Origin of the sequence: Candidatus Caldatribacterium sp., assembly GCA_014359405.1 — a bacterium.
Taxonomy (GTDB): domain Bacteria; phylum Atribacterota; class Atribacteria; order Atribacterales; family Caldatribacteriaceae; genus Caldatribacterium; species Caldatribacterium oleiphilum.
Map to the genome: position 1 here is coordinate 1 of JACIZN010000056.1, position 11,642 is coordinate 11,642.

Consider the following 11,642-nt stretch of genomic DNA (forward strand, 5'->3'; position numbering starts at 1 on the left):
TCTCGAGTGTAGTACCCGTTCGCCTTCGTAGGGTGCTCCCCGAGATAGATCTCCCGCTCCTCCCGCATGAGGTTCTCCAAAAGGTTCCGGACCATCACCTTGAGCTCCTCCGCAAACGCCTTCACGATCTCGTCACGTGTTTCCTTCTGCATGGTAGCTTTCCCTCCTTTCGAAAGCCTTTTCCAACGGGAAGGCTACCATGCTGCCCCACAGACACACTTCCTGAGACACTACCTCGGGTCCACTTGGGTTTGCGGACTTTTTTGGGTCTTCTCGAGCGGTCCTCGAGGCTCTTCAGGTTCCTGGGGTTGAATTTCTTCTTCCAGCGGTAGTAGGTGCTCCGGGCAATGCCGTATCTCCTGCAGGTGACAGCGACAGGGTGGTTCCTGGCAAAGTCGAGGACCTCAAGGCGAATCTTGGCTTTCTTGGAGAGCCCATGGATCTTGGCAAGCTTTGCCAAAGAGGCATACCCAAAGAGAGACTCAAGGTGGAGTGAGGAACCGGAGAAGCGGGATAGACTTTCTGTTCCCCTTGTGCTACTCTTTGCCATGGGAAGAGGGGCTTCCTTTCTTTGTCTTTTCACTCTTTGGAGTTAGGATACAGGCCTCTCTTCTTTTTTGTCTACCCTACCTGTTGCAGATCTGTGCGAACCGGGACAGCGTCAGTGAAAATGTCAGGTAGAACTCGTCTGTGATTCTGTCAGGGTAGAGGTGGTGCAACCAGTCCTTTGGGGTTTCCATGGTTTGCGCCACGGATGGTCCTGAGGGGGCTTACGGGTTGCGTTACCTCTTGGAGGAGCTGCAGACTCAGCCTCAGTTCTTGTTGTTTTAGGAGGAGAGGTAACGTCCAAGGGTTCTAACGGGTACACGTTTCCCTTCCATCCCACGTACAGGCGACCAAGAGGTAGTTTGTACACTTCTACCACAGAACGTAAGGGGATAATGGGTGCACCTTTGGGGGTTACCACCCTGTAGGTTCTCCGCTCGAAGGAGATGGTGTAGCCGGGGTTCAGCATCCGGTGTTCCTTCCAAGAGAAGCTGTGTTCCAGGCGCAGGTGGGAGGGGATGGGACGGAAGGCAGAAACCGGGTGAGCTGGTGGCACAGCAAACCTTTCGTTGTAGCGCCTGATGAAGGCCTGAAGGACAGCATGAGCCTCTTCCAGGGTGGAAGCACCTGCCAGGCGCAGCTCAAGGACCAGCCTCTCCTGGAGGGTCTGGAAGGATCGTTCGATGCGACCTTTGGCCTGAGGGGAATGGGCGGGGATGTGCTGAATACCCAACTCGTTCAGGATACGGCCGATTTGGGTTAAGGAACGTTTCTGGCCCAGGAGCTCCTCTTCGATACTGAGGGAGGCTTCAAGAGGGTATGGCGGTCGGAGTAGATGCCTTGGGGATGCCGTGGTGGGTTACGAGGTCATAGAGGAGACGACGGTAGCCCTCGAAGTCCTCAGCCAGCCGGAAGAGGGCGGCAAGTATCTGGCCGGTGGCGTCATCAATGGCAAGGAGGAGGACGAGCCTCGGGCCACGTCCTTCCAGCCAATCGTGGTGGCTGCCATCGATTTGGACCAAAAGGCCCATTTGGGGTTTTCGGGGACGACTGCGGTGGAGCTTGGAAGGTCGGTGCTTCTTAGGGCTTGGGATACCAGCGGCCTTGAGGATGCGAGCGACAGAGGAAGGGCTCAGGGAAATGCCTTCGTACTCGTGGAGCAACTCGCTGAGAAAGGTATAGTTACACCCCCGGTATTTGGTTTGAGCGAGCTGGACCACCTGCTGGCGGATACCCTCTGGGATAGCATGGGCCGGCTTACGACCCCGATTCCCATGGGCCAGGGAGGCAGGTCCGTCTCCCGTAACCTGGCCTTGAGCCTGTAGACATGTCGCTCGCTTAAGCCCAAAAGTGAGGCTGCGTGACTTTTGGTGATCAACCCTCCCAGAACTTGCTCCAATACCCGGATACGATTGAGTTCCGTCTGTGACAAAGTGATCCTCTCCCTGTTCATACTGACATTTTCACAGATGGATTTCACCTGACAATATCACAGACGGATCACACACACCCCCCTTCAGCACTTGACTCTTTAAGGGATTTTTTGTTATACAGAGAGGTGGTAATTTACACGTGTAAGCTTAAACGTGAAACAACCAAAGGGGGGTTGATCAATGGCTCAAAGGATATTCAGATCCTTGGGGACGTTCCTCACGGTTGTCCTTCTTGGTGTTCTCGCTGTCCCAGTCTTTGCCCAAGAGGTAACTATCCACTACCTGACGGTACAACAGGAGAATGAGGGTTGGCCTAAAATCCTCAAGGTACTTACTGAAGAATACGCGGCACAGTACCCCAACATTAAGATTAAGTGGAAATACGAATACGTGCCACAACCAGATCTCATGCAAAGGGTGCAACTTTTAGCTGCAGTTGATAATTTGCCTCTCCTTTTCAACTACGAATCAGGTGCACCGTTACTTGACCTTATCAAAGCTAACAAAGTGCTCGAAATCGAGTCTACTTTCAAAAACCTGGGTATCTATCAGGAGCTCAATCCTGGCATTGTGAGCGTACTTAAAGAACTCGTGATGAATGCCGGCCTCTATGCCCTTCCCCTCGAAATGAATATCGAAGGCTTCTGGTACAACAAGAAAATTTTCGCCGATCAAGGCTTTGGGGAACCCCAGACTTGGGAGGAATTGACAACAATCGCTGAAAAACTGCATCAAAATGGTATTCAACCTTTCGCTGTTTCTGGAATCCAAAGATGGCCTATCACCCGCCTCATCAACGGATATGTCGTTCGAAAGTACGGTACCGATGTCATGAGTCGGGTAATGAGAGGAGAGCTTAAGGTAACCGACCCGGGATTTGTTGAAGCAGCTCGCATAGTCTACGATTGGGGTACAAAGGGTTACTTTGGACCGGGCGTGAACACCCTCGACTACGGTCCAGCGCAAGACCTTTTCCTCCAGGGCAAAGCTGCTATTTACTACATGGGGAGTTGGGCATTACGAGACTTTCACAATCCAGAGGTAAACAAAATTGGTGTTGAAACCATTGGACTTTTCAACGTTCCATTGGTACCTGACGGTGTCGGCACTCTGGAAGAGTGGAATGTGAACGCGGGATTAACGACTTCAGTATCCCGGGCAAAGTTTGAGGAAAATTCAAAAGTCATTGGCGGCTGGATGCAGTATGTCTTCTCTCGTTACGGCGACAGAGCTATGCAGGAACTCGGTCTTGTCACTGGATTCCACGTCCGGGAAGTACCGAAAGAACTCTCACCACTCACAAAAATGGTCCTTGAGAAATTGGCCTCGGTGAAGGGTGGATCATTCTGGTTTGAAGCCCTCTTTGACCCCCGAACCACGAGTGTTGCCTGGGATAATGCGCAGCTTCTCGCTATAGGCGCAATGACCCCCGAAGAGTACCTTGAAGAGCTTCAGAAAGCAATCGACGAACAGAGAGCTCGGTAGAGCTCACGCACAAAGGGGGTGGCTTTCCACCCCCTTTAAAGGGGGCTCAGTCTGTGGAGAAGATTCTTCGCGATTGGCGGTACATTACCCTTTTTGTTGCTCCCGCTCTCATCTTTTATGGTGCTATTCTTCTTGTTCCGATCCTCTGGTCCATAGGTTACTCTCTTTTTGACGGTTCCCCCATCTCAGGCTTTCACTTCGTGGGTTTTGGGAACTACTTAAAGATCTGGCGAGATCGAGACTTTTTGGGAAGTCTCTGGTTCAGCGTAAAGTACGCCTTAGTGGTGACTCCAGGACAGATTGGTTTGGGGTTCCTGCTCTCCTTGCTTTACTTTCTCGTTCTGAAGCGTACCTCCCTTTTTTCCACTATTGTTCGTACTCTTGTTTTCTTCCCTGTTGTCCTTCCTACCGTCGCCGTAGCCCAAATGTTTGTGAAACTCTTTGAAATTACCCCCCAGTATGGTCTAGTGAACGCTCTTCTTGATGCCCTGGGACTTGATGCCTGGATTCGTCCCTTCCTGGGGCGAGGAGACACAGCTTTCTGGGTTGCCGCGGGCATGAATATCTGGACAGCCATGGGATTTTATGCCGTTCTCCTTTATTCAGGACTCCTTGATATTCCTTATGAACTTATTGAAGCAGCACGATTAGATGGAGCTTCGGGGTGGAGTCTCGTACGCTTCGTGATTTCTCCTCTTCTCAGGCCTCTGCTTGTTACCTCGACAATCTTTAGTCTCAACGGCACCTTGAAAGTCTTTGACCAGCTCCTTGCCCTTACGGGTGGTGGTCCAGGAAAGTCGACTACTCCTCTGACACTCTACATGTACCGTACAGTTTTTCACTATAACCAGTACGGCTACGGGAGTACCATTGCTGTGATACTTACCCTTGAATGCTTGCTCGTTACTGGTGTCCTTTCTTTCGCCCGTCGCAGAGTAGAATGAGCCGAACAGGGAGGCGGCGTGATGTGATGAAGAAATTTTTCTCCGTACTGCTCACCATCCTTCTCGTCCTTCTCGAAACGTATCCCTTAGCCTGGCTCTTGCTTTCCTCTGTAAAAGCACCCCATGAGTTCACGACACGACCCATCTACGCTCTTCCCACCGAAATATGGGGGGAGAACTACCGAAGAGCCTGGACAGAGGGAAAAGTAGGAACTTACTTTTACAACAGCATCATAGCAACTTTTCCTTCGCTTTTCTTCGTCCTCCTTCTTGGAACTATGGCAGCCTTCGGTATCGAAATCCTGCGCTGGCACCTTAAAAATACCATTCTTCTCGTTTTTCTAGCTGGGATCATGATTCCTGTCCAGATGCTTCTTCTGCCTCTTTTCGTCCTCTACCACCGTATGAACTTACTCGATACGCGATTGGCTCTCATTCTTACTTATGTGGCCTATGGCCTCCCCCTTACGGTGTTTTTCATGAGCAGCTATTTCCAGGCCCTACCTCGAGAGATTCTCGAAGCTGCCATACTCGATGGAGCTACCATCCCTCAGATTTTCTCCCGGATAGCCCTTCCCATAGCCGCTAATGCCATTTTCACGCTGGCTATGGTGCAATTCTTCTTCATCTGGAACGATCTGATCTTTTCTTTAACCTTCATAAGCAAAACAGAACTGCGAACTATTCAGACAGGGCTCCTCAACTTTGCAGGACGATTTGGCCAAATCGAGTGGGGGCCAACATTTGCAGCAATTTCCCTTGCCGTTATTCCTACCTTTCTCGTCTATCTCTTTTTAAGTCGCCTCATCATGGAAGGTCTTACCGCTGGAGCATTAAAGGGGTGAGGGAAAATGGGCGCAAAAGAAGGAACTCGCTTTCTCTACATTTCAGGCTTGCGTTTTGAACACTACAGGGAGCCACTGGGCATTCGTCACAATCGTCCTCGCTTATCTTGGACGGTGGCCACTTCTATTCCTGCATGGCAACAAAAGGCATACCAGGTAAGAGCTTACGACGAAGCCCACCAACTTCGGTACGAGACGGACTGGATTATTTCTAATCAGTCAGTGCTCGTCCCTTGGCCCTTTGCACCTCTAAAGTCCCGAGAACGTCTGCTCGTCCAAGTACGTGTACGCGGAGAAGATGGAACGATTTCTCCTTGGAGCGAATGCTTTTTCGTTGAAGCCGGGCTTTTGCATCCTGAGGATTGGAAAGCTTGCTTCATTACTCCCTCGTGGGAAGAGGACACCTCGCATTCTCAACCCTGTCCTTTCCTGCGTCGGGAATTCATGCTTTCCAAGAGAGCCATTCGTGCCCGCTTGTATGCAACCGCTCTGGGAGTATACGAGGCATACCTTAACGGCAAAGTGGTTGGAGACCATGTCCTCCCTCCCGGTTGGACAAGTTACCACCACCTTCTGTGCTATCAAACCTTTGACGTAACGACCTTACTCCGCATAGGGCCCAATGCTATAGGAGCCATCCTGGGTGACGGATGGTATCGTGGACGATTAGGGTTTGGAGGAGGGAGACGAAACATTTACGGTGATCGTCTGGCATTTCTGGCTCAACTTGAGGTAACCTACGAGGATGGAACCGTGGAAATTATCACTACTGACGAACACTGGCGAGCAACTACTGGACCTATACTTGCGAGTGACCTCTACGACGGAGAAATTTACGATGCTCGCCTCGAGCTCAAGGGATGGTCCGAACCTGGATACGACGACCAAGAATGGAGAAAGGTACGCATCATTCCTTTTGATTTATCGCGCCTTGTTGCCCCATTAAGTCCACCAGTGCGTCGAGTAGAATTCCGTTCTCCTTCCCGGATTTTTCTCTCCCCTTCTGGGCGTACCATTGTAGACTTTGGGCAGAACTTAGTGGGAAGGGTACGTATCCGAGTCCGGGGGGCCCGAGGACAAACCGTGGTCTTGCGTCACGCCGAGGTCTTGGAAAATGGTGAACTTTGTACTCGCACGCTACGAACTGCTAAAGCCACTGATATCTATACCTTAAAGGGCGATGGAGAAGAGGTGTGGGAACCGCGCTTCACCTTTCACGGCTTCCAGTATGTCGAGGTCAACGGATGGCCTGGAGAACTCCATCCAGAGGACATTCAGGCAGTAGTTTGCCACTCCGATCTCGAGCGTACTGGATGGTTCGAGTGTTCAGACACCCTTGTAAACCGCTTCCATGAGAACGTCGTATGGAGCATGCGAGGGAACTTTCTCTCCATTCCTACTGATTGTCCACAGCGTGACGAGCGGCTGGGATGGACGGGAGACATTGGACTCTTTGTTCCTGTAGCGGCATTTCTGTACGACGTCTGTGGATTTCTCTCCTCCTGGCTCGAAAACCTTGCCCTTGAACAGGAGGAAAAAGGGGGCATTGTACCCCTTGTTGTCCCCAATGTCCTTCAGGCTCCTCCTATGGCAGTGGCTGTGTGGGGAGACGCTGCGGTTATCGTCCCCTGGACACTCTACGAGTACTATGGAGACAAGGAAATTCTTGCTCAACAGTTTGGGAGCATGAAGACTTGGGTGGACAAAGTGGCTGAAATTGTCGGGGAAAGAAAACTTTGGGATAAGGGATTCCAGCTTGGGGACTGGCTTGATCCATCAGCCCCTCCAGAAAAGCCTCACGAAGCCCATACCGATCCTTACCTCATCGCTACTGCGTACTTTATCCATTCTGCAGAACTCCTGAGCCACGCAGCCCGGGTTCTTGGCCTTGAGAAAGAAGCAGTCCGATACCAAGCTCTTGCCAAGGAAGTACGAAAGGCCTTTCTTAGAGAGTACGTCACTCCTTCAGGGCGCCTGGTAAGTGACAGCCAGACGGCTTATGCTTTGGCAATCCACTTTGGACTCCTCGAGGAACCCGAAAAAGAAAGGCGTGCTGCCCAGAGACTGCTGGAACTTATACGAGTTAAGCAATACCGTATTGGCACAGGATTTGTGGGAACTCCAGTCATTTGCCACGCATTGTGCAAGGTGGGATTCGAGGAAGCTGCCTATCGTCTCTTCCTGCAGAAAGAATGCCCATCCTGGCTCTATCCAGTAACAATGGGAGCTACAACGGTGTGGGAACGGTGGGACAGCTTACGTCCGGATGGGACAGTAAACCCTGGTGAAATGACTTCCTTTAACCATTATGCCTTGGGAGCCGTGGCTGACTGGCTCTATCGAGTAGTTGGTGGCCTCGTTCCCTTAGAGCCCGGTTATCGGCGAATTCTCATCCATCCACGGCCGGGAGGATCCCTGAAATGGGTCTCGGTTCGTCACCGCACACCCTATGGAGTGCTCGAGTGTCACTGGACCATACAAAATGGAGTAATGGAAATCCGAGTCCTCATTCCCCCTAATACCCGAGGACTCGTGAAACTTCCAGGAAAAGAAGGAAACCCGATAGAGGTGGGATCTGGAGAGCATTTTTGGTCATATCCATGGAAGGGCGCTGATGGCGCTCAGCTCTCAATCGACAGTCCTATCGGCGATATTGCTGCCTTTCCCCACATCTTCACCACTATATGCACTATTCTCAAGACTTCTCTTCCCCACCAGGTCTTCACAATCGAAGCCTTGCTCGCTCAAGGAACACGAACTCTTCGAGAAGTGCTCTGCGAAATCATCGACGATAAAGGAAAAGCGCTGTGTATTCTCGAAGAGATTTCAAGTCAATTGCAAAGGGCACACCAAGGGGTGACTTTGTAGGCCCCTTTTGTTGCTCTACCGAAAACGCTCTTTCCACCCTTTCCTGTAAGATAGAAAGGGTGGAAAGAGTCCTGGCACTTTCACCTGCTCAGTAATTCCTGTCCCAAGGCAAAAGCCCTGTCGAGCAAATCCTTTCTGTCCTTCACGGCACCCAGCTCGTTAAGGCCATTCCCACCGACAATCCCCTGTACTTCCATGCCCAAAGCCCCCTCAAGGAAGCGCGCCAGAGATTCCATCACTTCAGGATTATTCCCTCCTCCTTGAGAGTACACGAGTACCACTCGTTTCCCCCGAGGAAGGGTACAACAGAGGTTTGGCCCCAGGAAAGCAAAGAGTCGATCTATGAAGAGCTTGGTTTGCGCACTCAGGTAATCCATGTAGATTGGGGAACCAATGACCAATCCTTCGGCTTCCCTTATGACATTGTAAAGCTGCGTCATGTCGTCTTTCTGACGGCACTCCCTATACTCCTTGCAGTGATGGCAAGCCTGACAACCCCGGATATTGAGTTCATTCAGAAAGTAAATCGAAGTTCGAGCTCCCAAAGAAGCAGCTCCACACAAGACTCTCTCCACGAGAAGCTGAGTGTTCCCACCTTTCCTCGGACTACCCACGAAACCAACAACTCGCATACCACCACCTCCAATTAGAGTATTCTAACCCGGAATACAAACGTCTTCCCCATCCCTGAGTAAGAAAAAGCTCCCCTAAGTTGGACGATCGAGGCCGTACGACTCCCCGGGAGAAAGTACAGCGACATGGGCTGGGAAGTGTACCCTGAAGGAATGTACGAGATCGTCCGCCGAGTCACCGACGATTACGCCCCAAAAGCTATTTACATCACCGAAAATGGATACTGCTTTCCTGATGTCCTTTCCCCCCAAGGGTCCATAAGAATCACATACCTTAGAGACCACCTTGAAGCCCTCATAACTTCGAGTGGTCTTTTGGTTTCTCTAAGCGCTTTGGGCTGGTATACGTCGATTACCCCACTCAAAAACGTATTCCCAAAAAGAGCTTCTTTTTCTACCGGGAGGTCATAAGGAAACGAGGGATCTAACTTCAGGCTTTGAGAAGCAAGCCCCAGGGGAAATCCCCTGGGGCTTGTGGTTTACCGAGAACCTGAGCGCTTTTCCTTCGGGCGAGGGCGATCCTTTACTTTCTCTTCCTTCTGAACTCTTTCTCGTTCCTGGATCCTTTCCTGGACTCTTTCTCTCACCCTTTCCTGATTCTGAACCCTTTCTTGATTCTGGGTTTCCTCTTGATCTTGGTTCTCCTCCTGGGCCTGAATTCTCTCCTGAATCCTCTCCCTAAGGCGATTCCGCAAAGGAGAGACAAGGTGGGATACCGGAATCTCTTTCCCCGCAGGGTTCACAAGAGAGAGAATTTCGTCTTCGGAAGAGAAGCTCCCGTCTCCATCTTCGTCCTCGTAGACGATCTCCCAGAGAACTTCCTGGGTATTCTGGTTAATGACAAGAAGGCGAAGTTGCCCATCTTCCGTGACTCCTTCTTCAATGACGAGTCCCTGCCCTAATCTTTCAATAATCTCGCTGAGAATCTCGTCCGAGGACGGATAGATACTTTCCCCACCATAGGCAAGAGTCCCCAAACCGAGAAGGAACACGAAGGTAAGAGCAAGAAGCACAAGGAGCAATCGCATGGCCTTCACCTCCCTGAGATTCTCGAGGGAGATGAAAAGGGACTTGGCAGCCCAGCCGCCGTAGCGCTCTCATGCGCCTTAGGCCTTCGGCTTTGCGTCCTCCCCTTTCGGAGAGTTTGCCCTTTCATTCCCTCAAGATATATTGTAGCGGATTTCAAGAGGAAGTAGCACAAATCCAGGAATCCAAAAGCTTGTGCTATTATACAGCTATCCGGTGTAAGGCAATGGAAAACATGGATGGAATTCTCGATCTTGCACTCCAAAAAATTGCCGCATTTGGTCCCCGTCCTTCGGCTTCGGCAAAGGAACGGGAGTTCCTCCTTTTCCTGAAAGATGCCCTTGAGTCCTTTGGCCTTACCGCAGAAATGGAAACTTTCCGCGCCCCGGCCACGTACACCTGGGCGTACCTTATCTTTTTCCTTGGTCTTGCCCAGGCAGAACTTTTGCTCCCTCTTTTCCCGCCCTGGTCAGCAGTTTCAAGCAGCGTGCTTCTTGCGCTCCTTTACTTTGAGCTTGCCACCTTCCCTGTGGTGAGCCGCCTCTTTCGAACCCGAATCTCGGGGAACGTTACGGGGAGAAATGGCGAAAGCCCCGAGATCGTCATCCTTGCCCACGTGGACTCTGCCACCCCCTCAATCTTCTTTCACCCCAGGTTCGTGGTTCACCCAAGGATTTCCCTCGTGCTCTTTATCCTCTCTTCGGGGGCGATCACCGGGGTGAGCATTCTCTCGGTTTTCGTAGAATTGGCCTTTTTGCACTGGATTACCTTCTTGCCTTCCTTGTACCTTCTTTTCCTTGCTCTGGGGCATATCCACCGGGAATTCTTCATGGTTCCCTCTCCCGGGGGAAATGACAACGGCAGTGGAGTTGCAACGGCACTGGCCATCGCCAAAATCCTGAAAGACGAGGACATACCTTTTCTTGTCGTCTTCACCGGAGCTGAGGAATCGGGGACCTGGGGAGCCCTCCACCTTGTGGCACGGCATGGGAAAATGCTTCGAGGGAGACCCATCCTGAATCTCGACAACATTGGGATCGGAAAGCTCATCGCCGCCACGAGGGAAGGAATGTGGCGGGTGTACAACGCCTCCGAAGAGCTCCTTGAGGAAATCAGGAGAGAGGACATTTCCTTCCTCTCCTTTCGGCCATACCTTGGGCTTTCGACCGATGCCACACCCCTTCTTGCCCGGGGCTTCAGGGCGCTGACCCTTATCGCCCTTGGGGAGAACGGCCTTCCTGTGCACTGGCACTGGCACACGGATACCGTGGAGAATGTGGACAAGGGAAACCTCGAGCAAGTCGTGGGACTTGTGACTTCGTGGGCGAGGACAAAACACCATGGAGTGGCTCCGTAGTATCGACCTTATCCTTGCCATTCAGAACATATCCACACCTTTTCTTGATCTTGCCATGCGGGGCTTGTCCTTTTTAGGAAGCGAATTCTTCTACTTTGCTGCCCTCCTCTTCCTTTACTGGAGCGGGAAAAGATCGCTTGCCATCCGCTGGATGAGCGTCGTCCTTCTGTCGCTCTACGTGAACTTCCTCCTCAAAGAAGCCTTCGAGATTCCCAGGCCTTCAGGGATACACCTGCGGATTCTTGAAACTCCTGAGGATTTCTCCTTCCCGAGTGGCCATGCCCAGTCATCGGCTTCCTTTTGGTTCTTCCTGGCGCTCTCGTACCCCAAAGTTTTTAACTTCATCCTTGCGGGAATTCTTGTTTTCCTCGTCTCCCTCTCCCGTCTCTACCTTGGGGTCCACTACCTCGGGGATGTCCTCTTCGGTGCCGTGCTGGGCTTTGGTTTTGCCCTGAGTTTTACGAAGCTCTTCTCTGTCTTTCCGAAAATGATTCCATTCTCCTGGG

Annotated in this window: 11 protein-coding genes, 1 pseudogene and 1 riboswitch; of the genes and pseudogenes, 7 read left to right on the forward strand and 5 right to left on the reverse strand. The window is 51.6% G+C overall.

Annotation, left to right across the window (positions count from 1 at the left end; translation table 11 throughout):
* The 3 genes and pseudogenes from H5U36_05660 to H5U36_05670 form a co-directional block, all read right to left on the reverse strand.
* Positions 1-152 (reverse strand): hypothetical protein (locus H5U36_05660; GenBank protein ID MBC7217632.1); only part of this gene is annotated, 152 nt, incomplete at its 3' end.
* Positions 122-550: a helix-turn-helix domain-containing protein gene (locus H5U36_05665; protein MBC7217633.1), complete on the reverse strand. Its 429-nt coding sequence runs from the start codon at positions 548-550 to the stop codon at positions 122-124. The genes H5U36_05660 and H5U36_05665, both read right to left, overlap by 31 nt.
* A gap of 123 nt (positions 551-673) precedes the next feature.
* A pseudogene (locus H5U36_05670) lies at positions 674-1,978 on the reverse strand (ISNCY family transposase).
* 181 nt (positions 1,979-2,159) lie between these two features.
* Between H5U36_05670 and H5U36_05675 the strand changes: the two are divergent.
* The 4 genes from H5U36_05675 to H5U36_05690 are packed head-to-tail and all read left to right on the forward strand — an operon-like array spanning position 2,160 to position 8,121.
* Entirely contained in the window at positions 2,160-3,464 is a 1,305-nt protein-coding gene (locus tag H5U36_05675) for an extracellular solute-binding protein (GenBank protein MBC7217634.1), read from the forward strand.
* Positions 3,465-3,517: 53 nt separating this feature from the next.
* Positions 3,518-4,408 (forward strand): sugar ABC transporter permease, encoded by an 891-nt coding sequence (locus H5U36_05680; GenBank protein ID MBC7217635.1) that lies wholly within the window; start codon positions 3,518-3,520, stop codon positions 4,406-4,408.
* The gene (locus H5U36_05685) at positions 4,405-5,253 is read left to right on the forward strand and encodes a carbohydrate ABC transporter permease (GenBank protein ID MBC7217636.1); all 849 of its coding nucleotides are present in this window, start codon (positions 4,405-4,407) and stop codon (positions 5,251-5,253) included. The genes H5U36_05680 and H5U36_05685 overlap by 4 nt, the downstream gene beginning before the upstream one ends.
* A gap of 6 nt (positions 5,254-5,259) precedes the next feature.
* Positions 5,260-8,121 carry a family 78 glycoside hydrolase catalytic domain gene (locus tag H5U36_05690; protein ID MBC7217637.1) on the forward strand — a complete coding sequence of 954 codons (2,862 nt, stop codon included), beginning with the start codon at positions 5,260-5,262 and terminating at the stop codon, positions 8,119-8,121.
* 80 nt (positions 8,122-8,201) lie between these two features.
* Here the strand turns inward: H5U36_05690 and H5U36_05695 are convergent, their stop codons facing one another.
* On the reverse strand, positions 8,202-8,753 hold the full coding sequence (locus H5U36_05695; protein MBC7217638.1) for a flavodoxin family protein: 552 nt from the start codon (positions 8,751-8,753) through the stop codon (positions 8,202-8,204).
* A gap of 338 nt (positions 8,754-9,091) precedes the next feature.
* On the opposite strand from H5U36_05695, the gene H5U36_05700 reads away from it, so the two are divergent.
* Positions 9,092-9,181 (forward strand): family 1 glycosylhydrolase, encoded by a 90-nt coding sequence (locus tag H5U36_05700; protein MBC7217639.1) that lies wholly within the window; start codon positions 9,092-9,094, stop codon positions 9,179-9,181.
* 51 nt (positions 9,182-9,232) lie between these two features.
* Here the strand turns inward: H5U36_05700 and H5U36_05705 are convergent, their stop codons facing one another.
* Entirely contained in the window at positions 9,233-9,781 is a 549-nt protein-coding gene (locus tag H5U36_05705; protein MBC7217640.1) for a hypothetical protein, read from the reverse strand.
* Between the two features lie 42 nt (positions 9,782-9,823).
* A riboswitch (cyclic di-GMP riboswitch) is annotated at positions 9,824-9,912 on the reverse strand.
* A 93-nt stretch (positions 9,913-10,005) separates the two neighbouring features.
* Here H5U36_05705 and H5U36_05710 point away from each other — a divergent pair.
* The gene (locus H5U36_05710; GenBank protein ID MBC7217641.1) at positions 10,006-11,136 is read left to right on the forward strand and encodes a M28 family peptidase; all 1,131 of its coding nucleotides are present in this window, start codon (positions 10,006-10,008) and stop codon (positions 11,134-11,136) included.
* Positions 11,120-11,642, forward strand: a 523-nt coding sequence (locus tag H5U36_05715) for a phosphatase PAP2 family protein (protein MBC7217642.1), incomplete at its 3' end; no start/stop codon positions are given. The genes H5U36_05710 and H5U36_05715, both read left to right, overlap by 17 nt.

Excerpts from the sequence above, each read along its gene's own strand:
- H5U36_05685 (MBC7217636.1), top strand. The coding sequence starts at position 4,405 with ATGAGCCGAACAGGGAGGCGGCGTGATGTGATGAAGAAATTTTTCTCC.
- H5U36_05690 (MBC7217637.1), top strand. The coding sequence starts at position 5,260 with ATGGGCGCAAAAGAAGGAACTCGCTTTCTCTACATTTCAGGCTTGCGT.
- H5U36_05665 (MBC7217633.1), bottom strand. The coding sequence starts at position 550 with ATGGCAAAGAGTAGCACAAGGGGAACAGAAAGTCTATCCCGCTTCTCC.
- H5U36_05695 (MBC7217638.1), bottom strand. The coding sequence starts at position 8,753 with ATGCGAGTTGTTGGTTTCGTGGGTAGTCCGAGGAAAGGTGGGAACACT.
- H5U36_05705 (MBC7217640.1), bottom strand. The coding sequence starts at position 9,781 with ATGCGATTGCTCCTTGTGCTTCTTGCTCTTACCTTCGTGTTCCTTCTC.
- H5U36_05675 (MBC7217634.1), top strand. The coding sequence starts at position 2,160 with ATGGCTCAAAGGATATTCAGATCCTTGGGGACGTTCCTCACGGTTGTC.
- H5U36_05710 (MBC7217641.1), top strand. The coding sequence starts at position 10,006 with ATGGAAAACATGGATGGAATTCTCGATCTTGCACTCCAAAAAATTGCC.